We start from the raw sequence: 26,000 nt of genomic DNA, 5'->3' as shown, positions 1-26,000 counted from the left end.
ACAAGCTATGTCAGTCAGACGGGTTGTCATCATCGGAGCCACCTCGGGCATCGGGCTGGAAGTAGCCAAAGGCTACCTGAAAGCCGGATGGCAGGTAGGCATAGCCGGACGCAGGGAAGAGGAACTGGAAAAACTCCTCCTGACTGCTCCCGGACAGGTGTGCGCCCAAGCCTTGGACGTCACCCGCGAAGATGCGCCCCATTTGCTGCAACGACTGATAGATAAGCTGGGAGGAATGGATTTATTCTTGCTGAGCTCAGGCATCGGCAAACAAAATCTCTCTCTGACACCGGATATCGAACTACAGACTGCCGCCACCAATGTGGAGGGTTTCATCCGCATGGTGACGGCAGCCTATCATTATTTTGAACAACAAGGATACGGACATTTGGCAGTAATCAGTTCCATTGCCGGAACCAAAGGGCTGGGTTCGGCTCCCGCTTATTCTGCCACCAAACGTTTTCAGAATACTTACATCGAGGCCCTCGACCAATTGGCACACATGAACCGGCTACCCATTGTCTTCACCGACATCCGCCCCGGATTTGTAGCCACCCCGCTACTGAAAGACGACAAATACCCTCTGCTGATGAACGTTTCCAAAGTAGCCGCACACATCATCAGTGCACTCAACAAAAAGAAACGAACCGTCATCATCGACCGGCGCTATCAAGTACTGGTATTCTTCTGGAGACTCATTCCCAAATGGTTATGGGTGCGTCTTCCTGTCCGCAACTAAGAACAACCCATATCCCCCCGATTATTTTTTCCCCATCTGAAAGAAAAAAACACTTTTCTTTGTAACAACATTCTTTCTGCTTCCGTCTATCTAAATGAAAGCGCTTTTAAAAGATTACCTAAAGTATAAACATAAACAAAATAAGACCATGAAAAAGTACATATTGGCATTAGCATTATTATTTATCTGCCACATCGGTTTTGCCCAAAACCTTAATTCCCTCTTCGATGAATTCGGGAAAGAACCCAACGCAGAGTGTATTAATATCTCACCGTTTATGATGACCATCGGAAAGATGTTTATGGGAAATGACAACGATGCGAAGCTTGCCCGGAAATTTAAATCAATAAGAATTCTGGACTTGGAAGCTTGCTCAAAAAATGTACAGGAACGCTTCAACAAAAAGATAAACGCACAGCGAATTGAAGGATACGAGACGCTGGTTCAGGTAAACGATGAAGGTGAGAAGGTGCGCATTCTGGCAAAAAGCAAGAATGACGTGATACGTGAACTGCTCATCGTATGCACCGGAAACGGCGATTGTACATTGGTGCAGCTGAAGGGAAAAGTGAGCAAAAGCAAAATAGCCAAACTATTGGCAAAAGAAATGTAACATGGACGCCGCTAGTTTTAAACAACAATTTCTACCTTGCCATGCCAAACTCTATCGAGTGGCCTTCCGCTTGATGGGCAATGTGCAGGATGCCGAGGACATGGTGCAGGAGGCGTATCTGAAATTGTGGAAAAAGCGCGACGAACTTCCCGAGGTTGCCAGCATTGAGGCTTATTGTGTGACGCTTATCAAAAATTTGTGCTACGATTCCCTCCGTTCCTGCAGACCGGACGAAGACAGCCGACTGCCCGAAGAGCTGAATCTCCCGACAGACAGCAACATGGTGCACGAAATAGAACAAAGAGACGAAGCGAATCAGGTAAAAAAATTAATCGGACAGTTGCCGCGGCAACAGCAACAAATCATCCTGCTGCGTGACGTGAACGACTGCTCTTACGAAGAAATAGAACAAGCCACCGGACTCACGGCCGTCAATATCCGTGTATTGCTGAGCCGTGCCCGCAAAAAGATACGTGAACAATTTAATGAACTTATGAACTATGAAAGTAAATGAAATAGAACAATTACTAGTCCGATATTATGACGGCGAAACGAATGAGGCCGAAGAAAAAGAACTGAAAAAGTTCTTTGCACAAGAGGACGTTCCGGCACACCTACTTGCCGAGAAAAGACTCTTCGCGCAGCTCGCCTCCCAACCTGAACCGGAAACGCCCGAAGGTCTGGAAAGTAAATTAAGCGGTCTGATAGACGAATGGGATACGCGCGAACGGCGAACCATGAAGATAAAAAAGCGTACACGCATCATCCGCTTGCAGTGGATGGGCAGCATTGCCGCCAGTCTGCTCCTTCTCTTCTCGGTAGGAATGTATCTGTATAAACCTTACACATCTCCTACCCCGCAAGATACCTGCGCTTCTCCTGCCGAAGCATACGCAGAGGCTCAAAAAGCACTGCTCATGTTTTCGTCTGCGCTCAATAAGGGAGTGCAACAAGTGGAAACGGTACACGAGACCACCGAAAAGATACAAGAGAATGTAAACCAACAATTGAAACGAATTAAAAACTTAAAGTGATGAAACGTACATATATTATTACCCTGTTACTGTCCCTCTGCTCATTATTCACTTATGCACAGGACTCTTTTTTTGACAAGTATGCCGATATGGAAGGTGTTACATCTGTATATATATCCAAAGCGATGCTCAGTCTGATGCCCGATATGAAAGCCGAGGGTGTCAATATCGGAAAAATGGCAAGTAAGTTGGACAATATTCAGATTCTGAGTTGTGAAAAGGCGTCTGTCATTGCGCAGATAAAGAAAGATGTCAGCTATATCAACCCCAAGAACGGTTACGAGGAGCTGATGCGCATCAACGATGAAGGTGAGAAGACTACGATTTTCTTGAAACATGATAAGGAAAAGCAAAAGGAATTCGTATTGCTGAGCGAGGAACAGAATGAGCTTACCATCATCATCATCACCGGAAACTTAACATTGCAAGAAATTCAAAGCATCATCAATAAGAACTGACGATGGAGTACTCAAAAAAGACCTTGAGGTTTTGAAAAAAGACCTTGAAGTCTTTGAAAAAGGTGAAGGAGTTTTTTAAAAAGACCTTGGTCTTTTATCAGGCAACTGCTATAACGAAAAACTCTTCCACCTTTTTTCATTATAACAATTTCCTGTGACAGATTTCGCCCATGCAGTACGTTTCACAACAAGTCACTGTACGACAGTACGTTATCCCCACGATATGTGTGAAACATGATTTGCATTTATTCCTGCTCAATCACTTTTTCCGGAAGAAAAGCAGGAAATATATACCTCAAAAACTCTCGTGAGGTTTTTCCCAAACAATGGAAAGAGTTTTTCCAAACAATGGTAACATTCTTCGAAAACAATGCCCATTGTTTGGGGTATAAGATACCGTCTGTCATCTTAGTGTTTATACTTCACCAGCATGACCACCGGATTGGCTTCTTCATCCAATCCCGCTGCCACCTCTTTCAACCGGCCTTGCAGTCCATCTTCTTGATAAGCTTCGACCAACTGACCGGCTGCCAATGTCTGAACAACCGCGATTTCATTATTATTGATTGGGCGCAAAAACATATCCACACCGCGTTTCTTTACAAAATCACTATTGAGCACCTTTGCCTTATAAAGCGCATTGTCCTGCTTATCGTACATGAAATCGTTCATAAAGAATCCTCTTCCGGTAGTAAAATCAAACACTTTCTTTACAGTGTGAATAAAATAATAACGGTCGGTGATAGCTCCCATTGTCAGGAGTATCTCCGGGTCCTTGGTCGGCGCTTTTGCAAGGAAAGGAACCAGTTCGTTTTTTTCGGGCACATAATTATACACCGTGTCCGAAGAACAGTCAACCAACAGCCATTCTCCCCGGTTCGGAATAATCGGACGTACAGAAGCCATCGCCACTCCATCTCCCTGCTGCACACAAGGAGCCTTGACTACATCATACGGAAGATAGATGCCACGAGTGACACTTCCGTCTTTCTTGGAAATGAGCGAGTGATAGGATTTTCCTTTCTCTCTGGGCTGTCCGTCTTTATAATAGACAGACATATCATAACAAATCAGATTGTCTTTATCATAATTAAGGACATCCATGAATTCGGTATCTTTCGGGTGCTCAAAGGAACGCTTGAAGTTTCCCGACAAATCATACACATAGATTTTTTTCGCTGCAGTACAGTTGACAAACATTTCATCACTGCTTTCGTCCAGAATAATTCCGTTGATAAAGTTATATTCTTCGGCACCTTGTCCCTTCCGGTTTATTTTCCGTATGCCCTTACCGGTCTTTCTGTCATAAACAAAAATGTCGCCGTCGTTTGCCCAGTTCTTCACCAACAGATATTTGTCGCCTATATCCATCACACTCCCTTGAGTCACAAATTCATCACTTGTCTCCAATGGAATGTATTCCACATCCATAAAATCCTGAAGGAGCACTTCCTTCTCTGAATGTTCGCCGGCAATATCCACCGTGACCATCGTTGCCTGCTCTTTTTCCGTTCCGCATCCTGCACACACAGCCATCAAGAGCAGTGCTGCAAATAGTTTTGTCTTTTTCATTGTGTTATTTGGTTTGATAAATCATTTCTTCCTTTTCTGTGTGGGCAAAGAAAATTCATGTGTCTGGCTCACCGCACCGTTGCTCTCCGTGGTATAAACCCTGAACACGGCCTCTCCTGTCTTCAGCTTTCTGCCGCCGCGGATTGTTGCCGTATAACGAATCGTATTTCCCACCGGCATATAGGCAATCTGCTGTGCCGGAGAGATAAGGATATGTTTCATGCCGGTCACTTCTTCAATCATGGGAGTGACATTGTAGGCGGGAGCATCACCGTCATTCACCACATCGAATACCAACTTACTGTCTTCCTCGGCATCAATCGTATGATTACGATTGTCATCGATAAAGCGAAGATTCGTGACACGCAAACCCGAATAGGCCGGTGCGTAGCCGTCATATCCTCCTGCCGACGAAGTGCTATAGGACGGGTGCGACGTGCGGCTTTCTATATAATATCCTTCTTCCGTGCCATCGTCCCGCCGGGGGGTAGTCACCGCATTGCCTACTGCAGCCCCGGCCACTGTTCCCACCAAAGCTCCGAACTGTGAGGCGTTATATCCGCCTGCCCTGTCGCCTATAATGGCCCCCAGCACACCGCCGATGGCCGCACCTGCCTGCACTGCCGCCGGGTTTCCCTGCATACCATAAGGAGAACATCCCGACAGGATAAGGGATGAAAGCAATATCAATGCTATTTTTTTCATAATCAATGTGTTTGTTGCTCTTTCTATTGACAAATATACACTTTTCGGGAGAGAAACATCCATTTTTTCCGTTAAAGTTTCATTCTCCCGACTTCTCCTTATCGCTGCGAAACGACAGGCAGATAAGGCTAAATAACATAATTACTGACGAAGGAGGGATATTTTTCCCTATATTTGCCTGCAAGTACTATCAATGAACAAATAAAAAAATGGAATTAAAAGCACAATATCAACAACGGATTGACGAAGCGGGAAAGGAACTTCAGACAGTAAAGAACAAGATTATGCGCATCAGCAGCCTGCGGGTTGTCCTGTTTCTGGCAGGTGTCTTCGGGGTAATCTATGGCTATGATGCCGGAACTGCCGTCTTATGTTTGATTATCGCACTCACGTTCGTACCGTTTCTGATGCTGGTGAAGTTCCACAATGGACTCTTCTTCCGAAAAGAGTGGCTGGAGACATGTATCCGTGTTAATCGGGACGAGATTTCGGCATTGGATAATAACTATGAGCCGTTTGACGAAGGGGCAGAGTTTGTCAACGCAGCCCACCGCTATTCTTTAGACCTCGACATCTTTGGCCATCATTCTCTGTTTCAGGCGATGAACCGCACGTGCACTTCTTTCGGAAAAAACAAACTGGCGGAATGGCTGCAGAAACCTTTGGAAAAGAAGGAAGAAATAGAGGAACGACAGGCGGCAGTCGGCGAACTTGCCGGATATGATAAGTTCCGCGAATCTTTCCGCATCACCGGACTGCTCTACAAGGGTGAGGCCGGCGACCGCAACGAGATTAAGGAATGGACGGAATCTTCTGCTTATTTCAGCCGGATGTGGTGGAGCCGTCCTATGCTTTGGCTTGTGCCTGCGGTCAATACCGTCTTATTGGTATTGGGATTGGCCGGAGTGATTTCGATGAGTTGGCTCGGGCTTGCTTTCGGCACGTTCGTGGTGGCGAGTTTCGGACTTATCAAACATGTCACTAACCTGCAAGGAATATATGACAAGAAACTCCGCATCCTCTCCATTTATGCAAAACTCATTGAACTCATTGATGAACAGGAGATGAAGGCACCGTTGCTTGCCCGCCTCAAAGCGAATTTCGGTACGGATGGAAAGCGGACAACGGAGGTGCTGAAGGAGTTGTCGACCGAACTGGACAGACTGGATTTAAGAAATAATCTGATTATGTATGTACTTTTGGAGGGCTCTATGTTTTGGCAGCTCCGCCAGGTGATGCGCATCGAAGAGTGGAGAAGGAAATATGGGGGCTGCCTTCTGCATTGGCTGGATACGCTCGGAGAAATGGATGCACTCTGTTCGATGGGAACTTTTGCATTCAATCATCCGGCTTATATGTATCCGGTGATAGCCGACAGGCCGTTCGTCTTCCGCGCCCGGGAAATGGGACATCCGCTGATGCCCATAAACCAATGTGTGAAAAACGATGCGGAGATTCCTTCGCGCCCCTTTTTCGTCATTATTACCGGAGCGAATATGGCCGGCAAAAGTACTTATCTGCGTACTATCGGAATAAACTATGTGCTTGCCTGCATCGGCAGTCCGGTGTGTTGTGACTCGCTCGAAATCTATCCTGCCCGACTCATAACCAGCTTGAGGACTTCAGACTCGCTCAATGATAACGAATCGTATTTCTTTGCTGAACTGAAACGTTTGAAACAGATTATCGACCGGCTGAACTCGGGTGAGGAATTATTTATCATTCTGGATGAAATATTGAAAGGCACCAATTCGATGGACAAACAGAAAGGGTCTTTTGCCCTTGTCAAACAGTTGATGACGCTGAAAGCAAACGGCATCATCGCTACGCATGACCTCTTGCTGGGCAAACTAATCGAATACTTCCCTGATGAAATCCGCAATTATTGCTTCGAGGCAGATATCACAAACAATGAGTTGGCTTTTTCCTACAAAATGCGTGAGGGTGTTGCCCGCAACATGAATGCGTGCTTTTTAATGAAAAAGATGGGGCTGGTCATCAACGACTAACCCCACCCAACAATTTATCACATTAACGTCTTAAGCAAGTAAAGTTCACCTTCACAGGCTTGCTTTACTTTCATAACATAAAGAGTCATAGAAAAAATCAAAATTTATTAGTTTCCAAACAGCGTGTGAAGCCCAGCGCATCTTGTCCAGTCAGATAATACACGGAAGATGCTGCTTCATACGTATAAGGGATGAAACGGAACAGCTGGACAGCTGCAAATCTCTTATCTTGAGAAATAAGATAATCCATCCGAACATTACCGTTAGTTTTTACTTGCACATCACTGTCTTTGCCAAATACTTTCTTATCCAACTGGTCGGTCAACGCATGCAAATCGCATACATCAAAGAAACAAGAACCTTCTTTGGTCACACTGCCTGTGGGAGTGTAGACCCATTCTTTGCTCCGCCAGAAAAGGCGAAAAAGAGCTATAAGAAGCAGAATTGTACCGGCTGTCATAAATATCATACTCAAGGTAGATGTGGCGTCGCCCATCCGCAAGGAAGTAACGAAAGCACCAATACCGCCAATGGCAAGTAAGGCCGAAACAATAACTGACGAAACACTAATACGTTTTACTATGTCGGGATGTACTCTTGAAAACAGAGTTACATCAGCTGAAACTGCATTATTCATAATCTTCAAATTTTATTCTGTTACTAATAAGAAAAACATAACTATCCCTATACACTCCCCTATTACCCTGTAGCAACAGGATAATACGAATGCATAAAATACGAGTAAAAGAATAAAATCTAAATCAGAATACGCCTCATGCCAAAGATATAATGCTCGCAGGCATCGTCCCAGCTTTGGCTGCGCGAAGTATCGTAAACACGTTTTGAACAGTGGGCAAGCATGTCCATACGTGTGGCTAATTTGCGCAATAAGGCTTTCATGTATTGTATGGTCTCTATGGAAGAAAAACGGTATAAACGCTCTGCTGAGGTACTTACACGATGGGCCAGTGTGTGGGCATCGCTGAACTCCATATCAGCCAGGCATCTCTCTCTTTCCAAAGGAATGATAGCACCTTCATTTATTGTATGTGCCTGAGTGGAACAGTCATCTTGCACAGCACATTGCTCCGGCACAACTACCGAAGAAGCTACGCTGAAATGCCCTGTTTTGACTCCTGCCAATGCAAGCACAAAGAATAATATGATTGCTATGAATCCTTTCATTTTCTTGTTTTTCTATTGCAAAGATAGCATAATTAGCCTTTCCTGTTTCATTTCCTATATTAAATTAACAAACAACAAGAGAATTTGTTCAACTATTGCAAACAAATAAAAAAGGCCGTAACCACTTGGTTACGACCTTTAATATATATAGTTGTGTACAGATTACTCAGCTTTAGGGGCTTCTTCTGTAGTTGCAGCTTCTGCAGCAGGAGCTTCAGCAGCACTCTTCTTAGAACGACGAGTACGAGTTGTTTTCTTAGCAGTTGCAGTCTTAGCCATGTTTTCATCATAGTCAACTAACTCGATGAAGCACATTTCAGCGTTGTCACCCAGACGATGTCCTGTCTTGATGATACGAGTATAACCACCCGGACGATCTGCTACCTTTACAGAAATTTCTTTGAATAATTCTGTTACAGCGATTTTATCTTGCAAGTTGCTAAATACTACACGACGTGAATTAGTAGTGTCGTCTTTAGACTTTGTAATTAAAGGCTCAACGAATTTCTTCAAAGCTTTAGCCTTTGCAACAGTCGTAGTGATTCTTTTGTGCTTAATCAAAGAGCAAGCCATGTTAGATAACATAGCGCTTCTATGAGAAGCAGTACGACCTAAATGATTGAATTTCTTATTATGTCTCATTTTTTATTCTTTGTCTAATTTATACTTAGAAATGTCAGTTCCAAACGACAGATTCAGACTCTCGAGCAAATCATCAAGCTCCGTGAGCGATTTCTTACCGAAGTTTCTGAACTTCAACAGATCGGTCTTGTTAAACTGTACCAAGTCACCCAATGTTTCTACATCGGCAGCTTTCAAACAGTTCAAAGCACGAACAGAGAGGTCCATATCAACCAGCTTGGTCTTCAGCAACTGGCGCATGTGCAATACTTCTTCATCGAATTCTTCATTGCCGTCCACATCAGAAGTCTCAAGAGTGATCTTTTCGTCAGAGAACAACATAAAGTGATAAATCAATATTTTAGCTGCTTCTTTCAAAGCTTCCTTCGGATGAATGGAACCATCGGTAGTAATTTCCAATATCAGCTTTTCGTAGTCAGTCTTCTGCTCAACACGGAAGTTTTCTACTTGATATTTTACATTACGTATCGGTGTGTAAATAGAATCGATGGGAATTACGTTCACATCAGTACAGTATTCACGGTTTTCGTCAGCCGGAACATAGCCTCTACCTTTGTTAATAGTAATGTCCATCTGTAAAGTTGCTTTTGAATCTAAATGGCAAATAACCAATTCAGGATTTAACACTTCAAATCCAGTCAAATACTTACTTATATCACCTGCCTTAAATTCACTAGAATTCTCAACGGTAATGCTTACCTTTTCGTTTTCAAATTCTTCTACTACTTGCTTAAATCTGACTTGCTTCAGATTTAAGATAATGTTGGTAACATCCTCTTTAACACCTGGAACAGTGGCGAACTCATGTTCTACACCTTCGATTTTAATCGTGTTGATTGCAAATCCTTCCAATGAAGAAAGAAGAATACGGCGCAAAGCATTACCTACGGTAATACCGAAACCGGGTTCGAGTGGACGGAATTCAAATTTACCGAATTTGGAATCCGCTTCCAACATTAATACTTTATCAGGTTTTTGAAATGCTAATATCGCCATGAAATTAATTATTATTTAGAGTACAATTCAACGATCAAGTGTTCTTTAATGTTTTCAGGAATGTCTGCTCTTTCAGGTGTGTGTAAGTACTTACCTGCTTTGATGCTTTCATCCCATTCCAACCAAGGATATTTGCTATGATTGAATCCTGCCAGTGAATTTGCAATCACTTCCAAAGATTTAGATCTTTCGCGTACACCTACAATCTGACCGGGTTTTACAGCGTATGAAGGAATGTTTACCACTTTACCATCTACTGTAATGTGCTTGTGACCTACCAACTGACGAGCAGCTGCACGAGTAGGAGCAATACCCAAACGGAACACCACGTTGTCAAGGCGAGCCTCTAAACTCTGCAACAAGATTTCACCGGTAATACCGGCAGCACTCTCTGCCTTTTCAAACAGGTTACGGAATTGTTTTTCCAATACACCGTAAGTATATTTAGCTTTTTGTTTTTCTGCCAACATGACACCATACTCAGAAGTCTTTCTTCTTCTGTTGTTACCATGCTGTCCGGGAGGATAATTCTTCTTAGATAAAACTTTATCTGCTCCAAAGATTCCTTCACCGAATTTACGGGCAATTCTTGATTTTGGTCCAGTATATCTAGCCATTTTCTTTTTCTAATTTAATTGTTACTAATGAACTTAATTTGTTGCAGCCGCGATTACAGAAAGGAAAGTGCAATCCATTATTAACAAAATCAAGTTACATATAAAAATAGGGTTATCTTTTATACTCTTCTTCTCTTCGGAGGACGACAACCATTGTGAGGAAGCGGAGTTACATCGATAATTTCAGTAACTTCAATACCAGCTCCGTGGATAGTTCTGATAGCAGACTCACGTCCGTTTCCAGGACCTTTAACGTAAGCTTTCACCTTTCTCAGGCCAAGATCAAACGCAACTTTAGCGCAATCTTGTGCAGCCATCTGAGCTGCATAAGGAGTGTTCTTTTTAGAACCTCTAAATCCCATCTTACCTGCAGAAGACCATGAGATAATCTGACCTTCACTATTTGCCAGAGATACAATGATGTTGTTGAATGAAGAATGAACATGCAACTGTCCATTAGCGTCAACCTTCACATTTCTCTTCTTAGCTGCGACTGTTTTTTTTGCCATATCAACAATTATTATTTAGTAGCTTTTTTCTTATTTGCAACTGTTTTCTTTCTTCCCTTACGTGTACGGGCGTTGTTCTTTGTACTCTGACCGCGAACCGGCAGACCAATACGATGACGCACACCACGATAGCAACCAATATCCATTAATCGCTTAATGTTCAATTGCACTTCTGAACGAAGATCACCTTCTACTTTGTATTCAGCACCAATGATTTCACGAATTTTAGCTGCTTGATCATCTGTCCAATCTTTTACTTTAAGATCTCTGTCAACACCAGCCTTATCCAAGATTTTTGCTGAACTGCTGCGTCCGATACCATATACATAGGTCAACGCAATCTCGCCTCTCTTATTTTGAGGCAAATCTACACCAACTATTCTTATAGCCATATACTAAATTATTTTTTTTGCAAAAATAATAAATTATCCTTGACGTTGTTTATACTTAGGATTTTTCTTGTTAATAACATACAAACGGCCATTTCGTCTAACGATTTTGCATTCCGGCGTACGTTTCTTTAATGATGCTCTTACTTTCATATCTTATTTCTTTTTTACTTGTATCTAAAAACGATTCTTCCTTTAGATAAGTCATAAGGAGACATCTCTACTCTGACCTTATCCCCGGGTAATATTTTAATGTAATGCATTCTCATCTTGCCAGAGATATGAGCAGTAATCTCATGCCCGTTTTCTAGCTCAACACGAAACATTGCATTTGACAATGCTTCTACGATAACTCCATCTTGTTCTATTGCGGATTGCTTTGCCATATTAAATTGCTTTATCTCCTAATACTTGTTCGACATATTCAAATGAGGATAAAATATCTGCCTTTCCTACTCCTATTGCAACAGTATGTTCAAAGTGAGCAGCACATTTCCTATCTCTCGTGCGTACTGTCCATCCATCTCTCTCCATCACAATCTGACGAGAGCCCAACGTAATCATTGGTTCAATGGCAATACACATTCCTTTTTTCAATAGAGTGCCATATCCTCTTTTACCATAATTGGGTACTTGTGGGTCTTCATGCATTTCTTTACCAATACCGTGTCCCACAAATTCTCTTACCACACCATAAGCATTTGATTCGCAATGCTGCTGAACCGCATAGCCTACATCACCCAATCTTTTTCCATGAATGGCATTCTCAATGCCAAGATAAAGAGCTTCTTTTGTTGTTTTCAAAAGTTTTCTTACTTCCGGATCAACTTCACCAACACAAAATGTATAGGCAGAATCACCACAGAAACCATTCATGTAAGTACCACAATCAACAGAAACGATATCCCCTTCTTTCAAAGGTATATCATTCGGAATGCCGTGTACAACCTGATCATTTACAGAAGTACATAATGTACTGGGAAACGGATCACCATTTTGGTTTGGGAAACCTTTAAAAGTAGGAATAGCACCATTATCTCTAATAAACTCTTCTGCTACCTTATCCAGTTCCCTGGTTGTTACACCTGGTTTTATCAATTTAGCAACTTCAGCCAGAGTTTTACCTACAAGTAGGTTACTCTGACGAAGCAGCTCTATCTCATCATCTGTCTTAAGAAATATCATCTTCAGACTAAATTAATATGCAGCGACATTACCTGAGCGACCCTTAATTCTTCCGGAATTCAATAATCCGTCATAGTGACGCATCAACAGATGACTTTCAACTTGCTGAAGAGTATCTAATACCACACCAACAAGAATCAACAATGATGTTCCACCGAAGAACTGGGCAAACTCAGCCTTTACTCCGAATACACCTGCAAAAGCAGGGAAAATAGCAATAACAGCCAAGAAAATAGAACCCGGCAGAGTAATACGAGACATAATCGCATCTATATACTCAGCTGTATTCTTACCTGGTTTTATTCCCGGAATAAAACCATTATTTCTCTTCATATCTTCTGCCATCTGGTTCGGGTTTATTGTAATTGCAGTATAGAAATATGTAAATACAATAATCAATATTGCAAAAACAAGGTTATACCAGAAGCTAGTATGATCTACAAATGCACGTACAATACCACTTGCTGTAGCAGCATTAGAAAAGCCTACTAATGTAATAGGAATAAACATAATTGCCTGAGCAAAAATGATAGGCATTACATTCGCAGCATTCACTTTCAAAGGAATATATTGTCTGGCACCACCATATTGCTTATTGCCTACAATACGTTTTGCATATTGTACAGGAATCTTGCGAACCCCCTGAACCAAAAGAATGGCTCCTGCAATAACGAATAGTAAGAATACTATTTCCAATAAGAACATAACGATACCACCGGCACCCGGAGAAGATAAACGGGAAACGACTTCCTGAAACAAAGATTGAGGCAAACGTGCAATGATACCAATCAAAATAATGAATGAAATACCATTACCGATACCTTTATCAGTAATTCTTTCTCCAAGCCACAGGATAAACATACTTCCTGCTGCCAAAATGATGGTAGAAGTAATAATAAAGAATGTCCAATCTAATGAAGCATTAAGTGATGGGCCAGCCTGCATCTTTAAGTTAATCAGATATGAGGGAGCCTGGAAAATCAAGATAGCAATTGTCAATATACGAGTATACTGATTGATTTTTCGTCTACCACTTTCACCTTCACGTTGGATTTTCTGAAAGTAGGGAACAGCAATCGCTAAAAGCTGAATCACAATTGATGCCGAAATATATGGCATAATTCCCAATGCAAAAATAGATGCATTTGAGAACGCTCCTCCAGAGAACATGTTTAACAAGGCTAACAAACCTTCACTCGTTTGTTTATGCAACTGAGTTAACATAGCCGGGTTAATACCTGGAAGAACCACGTAAGAACCAAACCTGTATATTGCAACAAATAATATAGTAATGAGGATCCTTTGTCTCAGATCCTCAATTTTCCATATATTCTTTAATGTTTCAATAGATTTTCTCATTGAATCAGAGTTTTACTGCATTACCACCAACAGCTTCGATTGCAGCTACCGCACTCTTTGAGAAAGCATTTGCTTCTACATCGAGTTTAGTAGTTAAACTACCGTTACCTAGTACCTTTACCAATTGATTAGAAGAAATGTAACCAGCTTCGATAAAGTCATTCATTCCCACTTTAGTCAGATTTTTAGCTTCAGCCAATTTCTGAATAGTTTCAAGATTGATTGCTTTGTATTCTACACGGTTAATATTCTTAAAACCAAACTTCGGAACACGACGTTGAAGAGGCATCTGACCACCTTCAAAACCGATCTTCTTTGAATAGCCTGATCTTGACTTAGCTCCTTTATGACCTCTTGTAGAAGTACCGCCTAAACCAGAACCAGCACCACGGCCAACTCTTTTTCTGGTCTTTGTAGATCCTTCTGCAGGTTTTAAATTACTTAAATTCATATCGTAATTAGTTTTTTTATTAACAATGAATTACTTAACGATGGCAACCAAGTGTTTAACCTTATTTACCATTCCAAGAATTGAAGGAGTTGCTTCGTGTTCAACCACACGATTCATTTTGCGAAGTCCCAGTGCATCGAGTACTCTTTTCTGATCAGCAGGAGCACCAATTCTACTTTTTACTTGTTTAATCTTAATAGTTGACATATTTCCTCCTTATCCTCTAAATACTTTTTCCATACTTACACCTCTGTTCTGAGCTACCATGCGAGCATCTCTCATTTCACCCAAAGCCAGGATTGTAGCTTTTACCAAGTTGTGCGGGTTAGAAGAACCTTTTGACTTAGCCAAAACGTCTGTAATACCAACACTTTCCAAAACAGCACGCATAGCGCCACCTGCTACAACACCAGTACCGGTAGAAGCCGGTTTGATGAATACTTCGGCACCGCCGAATCTAGCAGATTGTTCGTGAGGAACTGTGCCTTTCAGAACGGGAACGCGAGTAAGGTTCTTTTTAGCTGCCTCTACGCCTTTAGCAATAGCAGCTGTAACTTCACCTGCTTTACCAAGACCCCAACCAATGATACCGTCTTCGTTTCCAACAACGACAATTGCAGAGAAGCTGAATGTTCTACCACCTTTTGTTACTTTTGTAACACGGTTAATAGCAACCAATCTGTCCTTTAACTCTATATCGTTAGTTATCTTAACTCTATTATTAACTGCCATAATTGATTAAAATTTAAGTCCACCGTTACGAGCAGCATCAGCCACTTCTTTTATTCTCCCATGATACAAGTAACCATTACGGTCGAACACGACAGTCGTAATACCAGCTTCCTGAGCTTTTTTAGCAATCAGTTCACCAACTTTAGCAGCTTGTTCTTTCTTAGGCATAGCTTCCATTCCCAAAGATGAAGCTGAAGCCAAAGTCTTACCAGCCAAATCATCGATAACCTGAACATAAATCTGCTTGTTACTTCTAAACACACTCATACGCGGACGTTCAGTAGTACCTGAAACCTTATTGCGTACTCTATATTTGATCTTGATTCGTCTTTCTAATTTTGTTGTCATGATAATACAATTTTATGTAAATTATTTAGCACCGGCTGACTTACCAGACTTTCTACGAATTTCTTCGCCAACAAACTTAATACCTTTACCTTTATAAGGTTCCGACTTACGGAAAGAACGTATTTTTGAACAAACCTGACCTAACAGCTGTTTGTCACAAGATTCCAATATAATAAGAGGGTTCTTATTTCTTTCTGACTTAGTTTCTACTTTGATTTCAGGAGGCAACTGCATAAAGATGTTATGAGTATAACCTAATGCGAAATCAATAATATTACCATTGTTTGAAGCACGGTAACCTACACCGACAAGTTCCAGTTCTTTTTTGTAACCTTCAGAAACACCAACAACCATGTTGTTAACCAATGAGCGATACAAGCCGTGGAAAGCATGTCTCTGCTTTGTGTTATCCAACATTGCATTTTCATTTTCTGTCAACACCACATGTCCATCTTCAACAGCAACATTGATAGAGGGATCAACAAATTGGCTTAATTCGCCTTTAGGACCTTTTACTGTAACTACATTGTCCTTCAGAGTAACTGTTACTCCAGCGGGAATACTAATGGGTAATTTTCCTATTCTTGACATTGCTTATCCTCCTAATTAATATACGTAACAAAGAACTTCACCACCAATTTTCAGCTCGGCAGCTTCTTTGTTAGTCATTACACCTTTGGAAGTAGATATTATAGCAATACCTAAACCATTAATTACTCTCGGCATGTCTTTGTAACCAGTATACTGACGCAAACCCGGAGAAGAAACTCTAATCAACTTCTTGATTGCGTTTACTTTGTTTACTGTGTCATACTTCAAAGCCACTTTGATAGTTCCTTGAGGACCATCTTCTACGAATTTGTAGTTCAGAATGTAGCCTTTTTCAAAAAGAATCTTAGTGATTTCCTTTTTCAAATTTGAGGCAGGCACTTCTACTACTCTGTGCTTTGCACTAATTGCATTTCTCAATCTGGTGAGATAATCTGCGATTGGATCTGTCATATAAATAATTAATTAAATTAATCAGGACCACCCTGACAATATTTAAAAATAAAAAGAATTACCAGCTTGCTTTCTTAACGCCCGGAATCAATCCATTAGAAGCCATTTCGCGGAACTGAATTCTTGAGATTCCGAACTGACGAATATAACCTTTAGGACGACCAGTCAATTTACAACGATTATGCAAACGAATAGGATTAGAATTCTTAGGAAGAGCCTGTAATTTCTGAGCAGCTTCAAAAGCTTCAGCAGGGTCACCTGAATTAACAATCTTCTTCAACGCAGCACGTTTTTCAGCATATTTGGCTACAAGTTTGGCTCTTTTTACTTCACGAGCCTTCATTGATTCTTTTGCCATAATATATTAATCTTTTTTTGAGTTTTTAAACGGTAAACCAAATTCCTTTAACAAGGCATAACCTTCTTCGTCTGTCGGAGCAGAAGTTACAAAGGTAATATTCATTCCGAGAATTTTAGTAATACTATCGATATTTATTTCAGGGAAAATGATTTGTTCCTGAATACCCAATGTATAGTTACCTCGTCCATCAAACTTGCTTTCGATACCTTTAAAGTCACGGATACGTGGCAAAGCAACGCGAACCAGTTTTTCAAGGAACTCATACATTCTTTCACGACGCAAAGTTACCATTACACCAATCGGCATTTTCTTACGCAACTTAAAGTTAGCGATATCTTTGCGTGAAACTGTTGCTACAGCTTTCTGACCAGTAATTGCTGTTAACTCATTAATAGCAACTTCAATAATCTTCTTGTCTGCAACAGCCATACCCAAGCCCTGATTGATAACAATCTTCTTAAGTACGGGAATTTGCATAGATGAAGAATACTGGAACTGATTCTTCAATGCAGGCGCAATGCGCTCTGCATATTCTTTCTTAAGGCTAGCAGTATTACTCATTATTTAATCTCCTCTCCCGATTTTTTAGCATAACGAACAAATGTTCTTCCATCAGAACTTTCTTTTCTTCCCACACGTGTCGGTTTACCAGTCTTCGGATCAACCACATTCAAGTTAGAGATATGAATAGCAGCTTCCTGCTTTACGATACCTCCCTGAGGATTCTTTGCATTAGGTTTGGTACTCTTAGATACCATATTGATACCTTCTACAAGTGCACGTCCTTCTTTAACAAGAACTTTCAGCACGCGGCCAGTTTTACCTTTATCTTCACCAGAGTTTACGTAAACTGTATCGCCTTTTTTAATATGTAATTTACTCATTACTTAAATCTTTTACAAAATTAAAGTACTTCAGGTGCAAGTGATACCACTTTCATGTTTGCAGCACGCAACTCTCTTGCTACAGGGCCAAAGATACGACTTCCTCTAATTTCACCTGCGTTGTTCAATAATACGCAAGCATTATCATCAAAACGAATATAAGAACCATCAGCACGACGGATTTCCTTCTTAGTACGTACAATTAAAGCCTTTGATACTGCACCTTTTTTAACATCACTAGAGGGGATTACACTCTTGATAGAAACTACAATGACATCCCCTACAGAGGCGTAACGTCTCCTTGTACCGCCCAAAACGCGGATACAAAGAGCTTCTTTAGCGCCACTGTTGTCACACACTGTAAGTCTGGATTCTACTTGTATCATAATTACTTAGCTCTTTCAATTATTTCAACCAATCTCCATCTCTTAGTTTTGCTCAAAGGACGAGTTTCCATGATCTGTACTGTATCACCTACATTACATTCATTCTTTTCATCATGAGCATGGTATTTCTTCGTCTTAGAAACGAACTTACCATAAATAGGGTGTTTTTCCTTAAACTTAGCAGCAACAGTAATGGTCTTATCCATTTTATTACTTACTACAACACCAGTTCTTTCTTTTCTTAAATTTCTAGCTTCCATGAGGACCATTATTATTTGTTAAGTTCTCTCTGACGCAATTCTGCTTTCATACGCGCGATTGTTCTGCGTAATTTCTTAATCTGTGCAGGATTATCCAGCGGAGAGATAGAATGATTTAAAACCATCTGATTGTAATTGGCTACTTCAGCTTCAATTCTTTCTGCCAATTCATTGGTAGCTATTTCTCTAATTTCTGCAATCTTCATAATAAATTAAGCATTTTGGTTTTGAGCATCGTAATCACGTCTAACTATAAACTTAGTAGTAACAGGAAGTTTCTGAGCTGCAAGGCGCAGAGCTTCTTTAGCTACTTCATAAGGAACACCTTCTGCCTCGATGATAATGCGACCCGGAGTAACCGGAGCAACGAAGCCTTCAGGAGCACCTTTACCTTTACCCATACGCACATCAGCAGGCTTACGAGTAATAGGTTTGTCCGGGAAAATACGAATCCAAATCTGTCCTTGACGTTGCATATATCTTGTTACCGCAATACGTGCAGCTTCAATTTGTCTACCTGTAATCCATTTAGTCTCCAAAGATTTAATTCCAAATGAGCCAAAAGCCAATTGGTTTCCTCTTTGAGCATTTCCTTTCTGACTGCCCTTCTGCTGTCTTCTGAATTTTGTCTTTTTCGGTTGTAACATAATTCCTAAAATTCAAATCCGTTAGCGATTGTTTTTCTTTCTTTTGAAGTTCTTACCACCGTTGTTGTTGCCATTTCCACCGCGACCGCTCTCTTTTGTCTGAGTAAAGTTCGGTGCTAATTCTTTCTTGCCATACACTTCACCACGGCAAATCCATACTTTGATACCCAGCAAACCAACCTTAGTCAAAGCTTCAGCATGACAGTAGTCGATATCTGCACGGAATGTATGCAACGGAGTTCTTCCTTCTTTATACATTTCAGAACGAGCCATTTCAGCGCCATTCAAACGTCCTGAAATCAATACTTTGATACCTTCAGCACCCATACGCATGGTATTTGCGATAGCCATTTTAATGGCACGGCGATAGGCAATCTTACCTTCTACCTGACGAGCGATATTGTTAGCTACAATAACAGCATCCAGCTCAGGTCTCTTCACTTCAAAGATATTAATCTGAATATCCTTATCCGTGATTTTCTTCAACTCTTCTTTCAGCTTGTCAACTTCCTGACCGCCTTTACCAATGATAATACCCGGACGAGCTGTACAAACTGTGATTGTCACCAATTTCAGTGTACGTTCAATAACAATTCTTGAAACGCTGGCTTTTGCAAGTCTGGCATTCAAATATTTACGGATTTTGCTGTCTTCCAACAAAGCGTCACCATAATCGTTGCCACCGTACCAGTTAGAATCCCATCCTCTGATAATTCCTAAACGGTTGCTTATCGGATTAACTTTCTGTCCCATCTAGTCTTAATTTTGATTATCATTAGTATTCTTAGAATCAACGAACAAAGTCACGTGATTTGAACGTTTGCGAATTCTGTAACCTCTTCCCTGTGGAGCCGGACGCATTCTTTTCAGCATTGCACCACCATCAACATAAATCTTTGTTACAAACAATTCACCGTCCTCTGCTTTACGTTCGTTTTTCTGTTCCCAGTTAGCAATAGCAGAGCGCAATAGCTTTTCCACTCTTGCAGAAGCTTCTTTAGAAGAAAACTTCAAGACACCCAATGCACGGTTCACTTCCATACCACGAATCATGTCAGCCACGAGACGCATTTTGCGTGGAGATGTAGGAACATTTTGCAACTTTGCAAAATACATGGTCTTAAGGGCTTCTTTTCTTTTTTCAGCCGATATTTTTTTTCTTGCTCCCATTATTTATTACTTTATTATTTCTTCAGATTATCCTGCTTATTTTTTCTTGTTACCAGCATGACCACGGAATGTACGTGTTGGTGCGAATTCGCCCAACTTGTGTCCTACCATGTTTTCAGTAACGTAAACAGGAATAAATTTATTTCCGTTATGAACTGCAATTGTATGCCCTACGAAATCAGGCGAAATCATTGAAGCTCTAGCCCAAGTTTTAACGACATTCTTCTTGCCGCTTTCATTCATAGCAAGCACTTTGCTTTCCAGTTTTACGTTAATATATGGACCTTTTTTTAATGAACGACTCATAATTTACTCAATTAATCAGTTATTACTTTCTTCTCTCGATAATATACTTAGAAGACTGTTTCTTAGGAGCTCTTGTCTTCAAGCCCTTAGCATACAAGCCTGTACGTGATCTTGGATGACCTCCTGAAGCACGTCCTTCACCACCACCCATCGGGTGATCAACCGGGTTCATAACAACACCACGGTTGCGAGGACGACGTCCCAACCAACGAGAACGACCTGCCTTACCAGAGCTTTCCAATCCATGATCAGAGTTACCTACGCTACCAATAGTAGCCTTACAAGCACTAAGTATTTGTCTTACTTCACCTGAAGGCAATTTGATTACACAATACTTACCTTCTCTTGAAGTCAACTGAGCAAAATTACCAGCCGATCTTACCAAAGCTGCACCTTGACCCGGACGCAATTCAATATTGTGAATTACAGTACCGACAGGGATGTTTTCGAGTGGAAGTGCGTTACCAATCTCAGGCGCTGCACTAACTCCAGACATCAAAGTGCTACCAACTTGCAATCCATTAGGAGCAATAATATATCTTTTTTCACCATCAGCATAAAACAACAAAGCGATACGAGCCGAACGATTCGGATCGTATTCAATAGTTTTAACCACTGCTGGAACGCCGTCTTTATTTCTCTTGAAATCAATAAAACGGTATTTTTGCTTATGACCACCGCCGACATAGCGAACCGTCATTTTACCGACATTATTACGACCTCCTGATACACGTTTTCCGCTTACAAGAGACTTTTCTGGTACTGACGCAGTAATTTCCTCAAAAGTACCAATAATCTTATGTCTTTGCCCCGGTGTTGTGGGCTTAAATTTACGTACTGCCATCTTTATTAAATATTGCTATAAAAATCAATAGTATCACCTTCCTTCAATGTAACAATTGCTTTCTTATAAGCATTTGTACGGCCACTGATAAGTCCAGTTTTAGTATAACGGCTCTTATTCTTTCCAGAATATCTTAGCGTATTTACATCTACTACTGTAACATTATACAAAGCTTCAATCTCATTCTTAATTTCCAACTTGTTAGCCTCAGGACGTACAATAAAGCCGAAACGGTTTAACTTTTCGGTAATCGCAGTCATTTTCTCTGTAACCAACGGTTTAATAATAATTCCCATTATCTAAGCCTCCTTTTTAAATTAAGATAAGATATTCTCGATAGCTTTGAGCGAACTTTCTGTAACAACAAGGGTTTCAGCATCCAATACTTTGTAAGTATTTAATGCAGAAGCAATTGCTACGTTAGCACGTTCGATGTTACGAGCTGACAAATATACGTTTTTATTAGCTTCCGGCAAAACCAAAAGCAACTTCTTGTCAGCAATTTTAAGATTATTTACCATTGCAACGAAATCTTTTGTCTTAGGAGCTTCAAAAGTGAAGTCTTCAACGATAACGATTGCGTTTGCTTGTGCTTTATAAGACAAAGCTGACTTACGAGCCAATGTCTTAACTTTTTTATTCAGTTTGAACCAGTAGTCACGAGGTTTTGGACCAAATACACGAGCACCACCTACCAAAACCGGAGAGTTGATATCACCGCGACGTGCACCGCCACCACCTTTTTGACGACCTAATTTACGAGTAGAACCGCTGATTTCGCTTCTTTCTTTAGATTTGTGAGTTCCCTGACGTTGGTTAGCCATAAACTGTTTAACATCCAGATAGATAGCGTGATCATTGGGTTCAATTCCGAAGATTGATTCGTTTAACGTAACCTTTCTTCCGGTGTCTTCACCTTTAATATTTAATACGTTAACTTCCATTATTTTTCAATTATTACGATTGAACCTTTGCAACCCGGTACAGAACCCTTAATCAACAGCAAGTTGTGTTCCGGAATCACTTTTAATACCTGTAAGTTGTGTGTAGTCACGCGGTCACCGCCCATCTGACCACCCATGCGCATTCCTTTGAATACTTTTGCAGGGTATGAACAAGCACCGATAGAACCCGGTTTACGAGCGCGGTTGTGCTGACCGTGAGTAGTCTGACCTACACCACCAAATCCATGTCTTTTTACAACACCTTGGAAACCTTTACCCTTAGAAGTACCAACAACATCTACATAAGCAGCGTCATTGAACAATTCTACAGTAATTGCATCTCCTAAATTCAATTCTGTTTCAAAATCTTTGAACTCGGCCAAGTGTCTCTTTGGAGTTACACCAGCTTTTTTAAAGTGTCCCATCAAAGGTTTGGTAGTGTGTTTTTCCTTTTTGTCCTGGAAACCTACCTGAACAGCTGCATAGCCGTCTTTTTCGACACTCTTAATCTGAGTAACTACACAAGGACCAGCTTCGATAACAGTGCATGGTACATTCTTACCATCAGCACTGAAAACGGATGTCATTCCGATTTTCTTTCCTAATAATCCTGGCATTTCAGTTAATTTTTAAATGCATTAAACTTTAATTTCTACTTCAACTCCACTCGGTAATTCCAACTTCATCAGAGCGTCTACTGTCTTAGCTGTTGAGCTATAGATGTCGATTAATCTCTTGTAAGAAGACAATTCAAACTGTTCACGTGACTTCTTGTTAACGAAAGTCGAACGGTTTACCGTAAAAATACGCTTGTGTGTAGGCAATGGAATAGGACCGCTAACAATAGCACCTGTTGCCTTCACTGTTCTAACGATCTTTTCAGCAGACTTGTCTACCAAGTTGTGATCGTAAGATTTCAGTTTAATTCTAATTTTTTGACTCATTAAATTTTAAATTAAAAAATGATTAAATATAAAGTGGGGCCGGATTAAGAGTCATTCGCTAACCCGTAGCCCCTGCTTTTTTTTATTATACTAAGTCTACGCGACCTTTCACTTCTTCAAGTACAGCCTTAGCAATAGAGCTGGAAACTTGAGCATGATGATCATAAGTCATAGACGATGTAGCACGACCCGAAGTAATAGTACGCAAAGCTGTTACGTAACCAAACATTTCTGCCAAAGGTACTTTAGCTTTTACAATACGAGCTCCAGAACGGCTTGATTCCATACCTTCTACTTGACCACGACGCTTATTCAAGTCACCAATAACATCACCCATGTTTTCTTCAGGAGTTACAACCTCCAGTTTCATAATAGGTTCAGTCAATACAGGACCTGCTTTAGCACATGCATTTTTGTAAGCCTGGATAGCACAGATCTCGAATGACAACTGGTCAGAGTCAACCGGATGGAATGAACCATCCTTCAAAACTACTTTCAGTGAATCAAGCGGATACCCTGCCAACACACCATTCTTCATTGCGGTCTGGAAACCTTTCTGAACTGATGGGATAAATTCCTTAGGAACATTACCGCCCTTCACTTCATCAATAAACTGCAAACCACCTTGTGTAAAGTCTTCGTCAACCGGACCGATTGCCACAATGATATCGGCAAACTTACCACGACCACCAGACTGCTTCTTATAAACTTCACGCAATTCAACAGTCTTAGTGATAGCTTCCTTATAGTTAACCTGAGGTTTACCCTGGTTACATTCTACTTTAAACTCACGTTTCAGACGGTCGATAATAATATCCAAATGAAGCTCACCCATACCGGAAATAATAGTCTGACCGGACTGCTCATCAGTCTTAACAGTAAATGTCGGGTCTTCTTCAGCCAGTTTAGCCAAGCCATTAGACAACTTGTCCAAATCTTTCTGAGTCTTAGGTTCAACTGCAATACCAATTACAGGATCAGGGAATTCCATTGATTCCAATACGATCGGTGCATCTTCATCACACAACGTATCACCTGTACGGATATCCTTGAAACCAACACCGGCACCAATATCACCAGCTCCAATCACCTCTACAGGATTCTGTTTGTTTGAGTGCATTTGGAACAAACGTGATACACGTTCTTTTTTACCCGAACGAGTGTTATAGATATATGAACCAGCCTCTACCTTACCAGAGTAAACGCGGAAGAAAGTCAAACGTCCGACATAGGGGTCAGTTGCAATCTTAAATGCCAAAGCTGATGTTTTTTCATCCTCGCTAGGTTTACGGTCTTCCTCTGCTCCTGTAGTCGGATTAGTACCTACAATAGCAGGTGTATCCAACGGAGAAGGCAAGAACGCACAAACATAGTCAAGCAATGTCTGAACTCCCTTATTCTTGAATGAAGAGCCGCAGAACATCGGAACGATATCCATTTTCAATGTACCTGCACGCAAAGCACGCAAGATTTCTTCTTCAGTGATTGTAGAAGGATCATCAAAGAATTTCTCCATTAAAGCATCGTCAAATTCAGCCACTTTTTCGAGCATTTTCTCTCTCCATTCATTAGCTTCATCAACCAAGTTCGCCGGAATTTCTTCTACGCTATAATCTGCACCCATTGTTTCATCGTGCCACAAAATAGCTTTCATTTTGATCAAATCAACAACTCCTTTGAAGCTCTCTTCAGCACCAATAGGAATTACCACAGGGCAAGCATTTGCGCCTAATACATCCTTCATCTGGCGAACAACTTCGAAAAAGTCAGCACCAGAACGGTCCATTTTATTAACGTAACCAATACGAGGCACATTGTATTTATCAGCCTGACGCCATACGGTTTCTGACTGAGGTTCAACACCACCAACCGCACAATAAGCTGCAACAGCTCCATCCAAGACACGTAAAGAACGTTCTACTTCAGCAGTAAAGTCAACGTGTCCCGGAGTGTCAATCAAGTTTATTTTATAAGTATTTCCCGCATATTTCCAACGAGTAGTAGTAGCAGCAGATGTAATAGTAATACCACGTTCCTGCTCCTGCTCCATCCAGTCCATTGTTGCTGCACCATCATGCACCTCACCAATTTTGTGAGTCAAGCCAGTGTAGAACAAAATACGTTCTGAAGTCGTTGTCTTACCAGCATCAATGTGAGCCATGATACCGATATTGCGGGTCAAATGCAAATCATGTTTAGCCATCTTCGTCCTTTACTTATTAATTATTACTTGATTAGAATCTAAAGTGAGCGAATGCACGGTTAGCTTCAGCCATACGGTGCATATCTTCTTTACGCTTATAAGCACCACCCTGTTCGTTGAAAGCGTCAATAATCTCAGCTGCCAGTTTATCTGCCATTGATTTACCACCGCGTTTACGAGCGAAAAGAATCAAGTTTTTCATTGAGATTGACTCTTTACGATCAGGACGAATTTCAGTAGGAACCTGGAAAGTAGCGCCACCTACACGACGAGACTTTACTTCAATCTGCGGAGTTACATTATCCAAAGCTTTCTTCCAGATTTCCAAAGCTGATTTTTCTTCATTAGGAAGTTTTGTTTTCACTGTTTCCAGTGCTGCATAGAAGATCTCATAAGATGTATTCTTTTTTCCATCATACATCAAGTGATTTACGAATTTAGAAACCTTCTGATCATTAAATACCGGATCCGGAAGGATCACACGTTTTTTTGGTTTTGCTTTTCTC

At 41.0% G+C, this 26,000-nt stretch carries 42 protein-coding genes; 6 read left to right on the top strand and 36 right to left on the bottom strand.

The features are described from left to right. Positions 1-7: 7 nt before the first annotated feature. From QYT14_RS16315 to QYT14_RS16295, 5 genes are all read left to right on the top strand, one after another. Positions 8-739, top strand: coding sequence for an SDR family NAD(P)-dependent oxidoreductase (locus tag QYT14_RS16315; RefSeq protein WP_288325771.1), 732 nt, complete (start codon positions 8-10; stop codon positions 737-739). 148 nt (positions 740-887) lie between these two features. After that, positions 888-1,352 carry a DUF4252 domain-containing protein gene (locus QYT14_RS16310; protein ID WP_288325770.1) on the top strand — a complete coding sequence of 155 codons (465 nt, stop codon included), beginning with the start codon at positions 888-890 and terminating at the stop codon, positions 1,350-1,352. A gap of 1 nt (position 1,353) precedes the next feature. Continuing rightward, the gene (locus QYT14_RS16305) at positions 1,354-1,866 is read left to right on the top strand and encodes an RNA polymerase sigma factor (protein WP_237039501.1); all 513 of its coding nucleotides are present in this window, start codon (positions 1,354-1,356) and stop codon (positions 1,864-1,866) included. Then, entirely contained in the window at positions 1,853-2,386 is a 534-nt protein-coding gene (locus tag QYT14_RS16300; RefSeq protein WP_237039500.1) for a hypothetical protein, read from the top strand. The genes QYT14_RS16305 and QYT14_RS16300 overlap by 14 nt, the downstream gene beginning before the upstream one ends. After that, entirely contained in the window at positions 2,386-2,844 is a 459-nt protein-coding gene (locus QYT14_RS16295) for a DUF4252 domain-containing protein (RefSeq protein ID WP_022507739.1), read from the top strand. Before QYT14_RS16300 ends, QYT14_RS16295 begins: the two co-directional genes overlap by 1 nt. Before the next feature lie 408 nt (positions 2,845-3,252). On the opposite strand, the gene QYT14_RS16290 is transcribed toward QYT14_RS16295, so the two are convergent. Beyond that, the gene (locus tag QYT14_RS16290) at positions 3,253-4,416 is read right to left on the bottom strand and encodes a 6-bladed beta-propeller (RefSeq protein ID WP_237039499.1); all 1,164 of its coding nucleotides are present in this window, start codon (positions 4,414-4,416) and stop codon (positions 3,253-3,255) included. 21 nt (positions 4,417-4,437) lie between these two features. Continuing rightward, positions 4,438-5,124 (bottom strand): hypothetical protein, encoded by a 687-nt coding sequence (locus QYT14_RS16285; protein WP_288325782.1) that lies wholly within the window; start codon positions 5,122-5,124, stop codon positions 4,438-4,440. 206 nt (positions 5,125-5,330) lie between these two features. Between QYT14_RS16285 and QYT14_RS16280 the strand changes: the two genes are divergently transcribed. Then, a complete protein-coding gene (locus QYT14_RS16280) occupies positions 5,331-7,130 on the top strand; it encodes a MutS family DNA mismatch repair protein (protein ID WP_288325769.1) in 1,800 nt (599 codons plus the stop codon). A 97-nt stretch (positions 7,131-7,227) separates the two neighbouring features. Here the strand turns inward: QYT14_RS16280 and QYT14_RS16275 are convergent, their stop codons facing one another. The 34 genes from QYT14_RS16275 to rpsG form a co-directional block, all read right to left on the bottom strand. Beyond that, entirely contained in the window at positions 7,228-7,767 is a 540-nt protein-coding gene (locus QYT14_RS16275) for a hypothetical protein (RefSeq protein WP_237039497.1), read from the bottom strand. A 119-nt stretch (positions 7,768-7,886) separates the two neighbouring features. Next, positions 7,887-8,315: a hypothetical protein gene (locus QYT14_RS16270; protein WP_237039496.1), complete on the bottom strand. Its 429-nt coding sequence runs from the start codon at positions 8,313-8,315 to the stop codon at positions 7,887-7,889. Positions 8,316-8,477: 162 nt separating this feature from the next. Beyond that, positions 8,478-8,957: a 50S ribosomal protein L17 gene (gene rplQ / locus QYT14_RS16265; RefSeq protein ID WP_288325768.1), complete on the bottom strand. Its 480-nt coding sequence runs from the start codon at positions 8,955-8,957 to the stop codon at positions 8,478-8,480. Between the two features lie 3 nt (positions 8,958-8,960). Next, positions 8,961-9,953, bottom strand: a complete 993-nt coding sequence (locus QYT14_RS16260) for a DNA-directed RNA polymerase subunit alpha (RefSeq protein WP_005941832.1) — start codon at positions 9,951-9,953, stop codon at positions 8,961-8,963. 11 nt (positions 9,954-9,964) lie between these two features. Next, positions 9,965-10,570 (bottom strand): 30S ribosomal protein S4, encoded by a 606-nt coding sequence (gene rpsD, locus QYT14_RS16255; protein ID WP_005941835.1) that lies wholly within the window; start codon positions 10,568-10,570, stop codon positions 9,965-9,967. Positions 10,571-10,689: 119 nt separating this feature from the next. Then, complete coding sequence (gene rpsK / locus QYT14_RS16250) at positions 10,690-11,079, bottom strand: 30S ribosomal protein S11 (protein WP_005675443.1); 390 nt, start codon at positions 11,077-11,079, stop codon at positions 10,690-10,692. Between the two features lie 11 nt (positions 11,080-11,090). Continuing rightward, positions 11,091-11,471, bottom strand: a complete 381-nt coding sequence (rpsM, locus tag QYT14_RS16245) for a 30S ribosomal protein S13 (protein WP_005941839.1) — start codon at positions 11,469-11,471, stop codon at positions 11,091-11,093. A gap of 33 nt (positions 11,472-11,504) precedes the next feature. Then, a complete protein-coding gene (ykgO, locus tag QYT14_RS16240; protein WP_002558051.1) occupies positions 11,505-11,621 on the bottom strand; it encodes a type B 50S ribosomal protein L36 in 117 nt (38 codons plus the stop codon). A 14-nt stretch (positions 11,622-11,635) separates the two neighbouring features. Continuing rightward, positions 11,636-11,854, bottom strand: coding sequence for a translation initiation factor IF-1 (infA, locus tag QYT14_RS16235; RefSeq protein ID WP_002558052.1), 219 nt, complete (start codon positions 11,852-11,854; stop codon positions 11,636-11,638). Position 11,855: 1 nt separating this feature from the next. Next, positions 11,856-12,653: a type I methionyl aminopeptidase gene (map, locus tag QYT14_RS16230; RefSeq protein WP_237039494.1), complete on the bottom strand. Its 798-nt coding sequence runs from the start codon at positions 12,651-12,653 to the stop codon at positions 11,856-11,858. Positions 12,654-12,665: 12 nt separating this feature from the next. After that, entirely contained in the window at positions 12,666-14,012 is a 1,347-nt protein-coding gene (gene secY, locus QYT14_RS16225) for a preprotein translocase subunit SecY (protein ID WP_237039493.1), read from the bottom strand. 4 nt (positions 14,013-14,016) lie between these two features. Then, complete coding sequence (gene rplO, locus QYT14_RS16220; protein ID WP_005941849.1) at positions 14,017-14,463, bottom strand: 50S ribosomal protein L15; 447 nt, start codon at positions 14,461-14,463, stop codon at positions 14,017-14,019. Positions 14,464-14,493: 30 nt separating this feature from the next. After that, entirely contained in the window at positions 14,494-14,670 is a 177-nt protein-coding gene (gene rpmD, locus QYT14_RS16215; protein ID WP_005941851.1) for a 50S ribosomal protein L30, read from the bottom strand. Positions 14,671-14,679: 9 nt separating this feature from the next. After that, positions 14,680-15,195 (bottom strand): 30S ribosomal protein S5, encoded by a 516-nt coding sequence (gene rpsE, locus QYT14_RS16210; RefSeq protein ID WP_005941853.1) that lies wholly within the window; start codon positions 15,193-15,195, stop codon positions 14,680-14,682. Between the two features lie 6 nt (positions 15,196-15,201). Beyond that, positions 15,202-15,543: a 50S ribosomal protein L18 gene (rplR, locus tag QYT14_RS16205; protein ID WP_237039492.1), complete on the bottom strand. Its 342-nt coding sequence runs from the start codon at positions 15,541-15,543 to the stop codon at positions 15,202-15,204. Positions 15,544-15,564: 21 nt separating this feature from the next. After that, a complete protein-coding gene (gene rplF / locus QYT14_RS16200; RefSeq protein ID WP_288325767.1) occupies positions 15,565-16,134 on the bottom strand; it encodes a 50S ribosomal protein L6 in 570 nt (189 codons plus the stop codon). Between the two features lie 15 nt (positions 16,135-16,149). Continuing rightward, positions 16,150-16,545: a 30S ribosomal protein S8 gene (gene rpsH, locus QYT14_RS16195; protein WP_005941856.1), complete on the bottom strand. Its 396-nt coding sequence runs from the start codon at positions 16,543-16,545 to the stop codon at positions 16,150-16,152. A gap of 58 nt (positions 16,546-16,603) precedes the next feature. Continuing rightward, positions 16,604-16,903, bottom strand: a complete 300-nt coding sequence (gene rpsN, locus QYT14_RS16190; RefSeq protein WP_005941858.1) for a 30S ribosomal protein S14 — start codon at positions 16,901-16,903, stop codon at positions 16,604-16,606. A 6-nt stretch (positions 16,904-16,909) separates the two neighbouring features. Then, positions 16,910-17,467, bottom strand: coding sequence for a 50S ribosomal protein L5 (gene rplE / locus QYT14_RS16185; protein WP_005941860.1), 558 nt, complete (start codon positions 17,465-17,467; stop codon positions 16,910-16,912). After that, a complete protein-coding gene (rplX, locus tag QYT14_RS16180; protein ID WP_005941862.1) occupies positions 17,467-17,790 on the bottom strand; it encodes a 50S ribosomal protein L24 in 324 nt (107 codons plus the stop codon). The genes rplE and rplX overlap by 1 nt, the downstream gene beginning before the upstream one ends. Before the next feature lie 20 nt (positions 17,791-17,810). After that, entirely contained in the window at positions 17,811-18,176 is a 366-nt protein-coding gene (gene rplN, locus QYT14_RS16175; RefSeq protein WP_005941865.1) for a 50S ribosomal protein L14, read from the bottom strand. A gap of 2 nt (positions 18,177-18,178) precedes the next feature. Then, positions 18,179-18,436: a 30S ribosomal protein S17 gene (gene rpsQ / locus QYT14_RS16170; protein WP_237039491.1), complete on the bottom strand. Its 258-nt coding sequence runs from the start codon at positions 18,434-18,436 to the stop codon at positions 18,179-18,181. Positions 18,437-18,447: 11 nt separating this feature from the next. Next, positions 18,448-18,642 carry a 50S ribosomal protein L29 gene (gene rpmC / locus QYT14_RS16165; RefSeq protein WP_005941868.1) on the bottom strand — a complete coding sequence of 65 codons (195 nt, stop codon included), beginning with the start codon at positions 18,640-18,642 and terminating at the stop codon, positions 18,448-18,450. A gap of 6 nt (positions 18,643-18,648) precedes the next feature. Beyond that, positions 18,649-19,083 carry a 50S ribosomal protein L16 gene (rplP, locus tag QYT14_RS16160; RefSeq protein WP_005844860.1) on the bottom strand — a complete coding sequence of 145 codons (435 nt, stop codon included), beginning with the start codon at positions 19,081-19,083 and terminating at the stop codon, positions 18,649-18,651. Positions 19,084-19,104: 21 nt separating this feature from the next. Continuing rightward, a complete protein-coding gene (gene rpsC, locus QYT14_RS16155; protein WP_237039490.1) occupies positions 19,105-19,836 on the bottom strand; it encodes a 30S ribosomal protein S3 in 732 nt (243 codons plus the stop codon). A gap of 6 nt (positions 19,837-19,842) precedes the next feature. Next, a complete protein-coding gene (gene rplV, locus QYT14_RS16150; protein ID WP_005941874.1) occupies positions 19,843-20,253 on the bottom strand; it encodes a 50S ribosomal protein L22 in 411 nt (136 codons plus the stop codon). Positions 20,254-20,289: 36 nt separating this feature from the next. Beyond that, entirely contained in the window at positions 20,290-20,559 is a 270-nt protein-coding gene (rpsS, locus tag QYT14_RS16145) for a 30S ribosomal protein S19 (RefSeq protein WP_178797807.1), read from the bottom strand. Positions 20,560-20,581: 22 nt separating this feature from the next. Further along, positions 20,582-21,403: a 50S ribosomal protein L2 gene (gene rplB / locus QYT14_RS16140; protein ID WP_237039489.1), complete on the bottom strand. Its 822-nt coding sequence runs from the start codon at positions 21,401-21,403 to the stop codon at positions 20,582-20,584. A gap of 5 nt (positions 21,404-21,408) precedes the next feature. Then, positions 21,409-21,699 (bottom strand): 50S ribosomal protein L23, encoded by a 291-nt coding sequence (gene rplW / locus QYT14_RS16135; protein ID WP_237039488.1) that lies wholly within the window; start codon positions 21,697-21,699, stop codon positions 21,409-21,411. Positions 21,700-21,720: 21 nt separating this feature from the next. After that, positions 21,721-22,347 (bottom strand): 50S ribosomal protein L4, encoded by a 627-nt coding sequence (rplD, locus tag QYT14_RS16130; protein WP_237039487.1) that lies wholly within the window; start codon positions 22,345-22,347, stop codon positions 21,721-21,723. Next, a complete protein-coding gene (gene rplC, locus QYT14_RS16125; RefSeq protein WP_237039486.1) occupies positions 22,347-22,964 on the bottom strand; it encodes a 50S ribosomal protein L3 in 618 nt (205 codons plus the stop codon). Before rplC ends, rplD begins: the two co-directional genes overlap by 1 nt. A gap of 21 nt (positions 22,965-22,985) precedes the next feature. Beyond that, complete coding sequence (rpsJ, locus tag QYT14_RS16120) at positions 22,986-23,291, bottom strand: 30S ribosomal protein S10 (RefSeq protein WP_002558075.1); 306 nt, start codon at positions 23,289-23,291, stop codon at positions 22,986-22,988. An 85-nt stretch (positions 23,292-23,376) separates the two neighbouring features. Then, positions 23,377-25,494 (bottom strand): elongation factor G, encoded by a 2,118-nt coding sequence (gene fusA / locus QYT14_RS16115; protein WP_005844844.1) that lies wholly within the window; start codon positions 25,492-25,494, stop codon positions 23,377-23,379. A 31-nt stretch (positions 25,495-25,525) separates the two neighbouring features. Continuing rightward, on the bottom strand, positions 25,526-26,000 hold a 475-nt coding region (gene rpsG, locus QYT14_RS16110), incomplete at its 5' end, for a 30S ribosomal protein S7 (RefSeq protein ID WP_289826395.1).

Source organism: uncultured Phocaeicola sp., from assembly GCF_948499155.1.
Classification (GTDB): Bacteria; Bacteroidota; Bacteroidia; order Bacteroidales; family Bacteroidaceae; genus Phocaeicola; species Phocaeicola faecalis.
The sequence above is the reverse complement of the archived record's forward strand: the minus strand, read 5'-3'. Positions and strand labels throughout refer to the sequence as shown.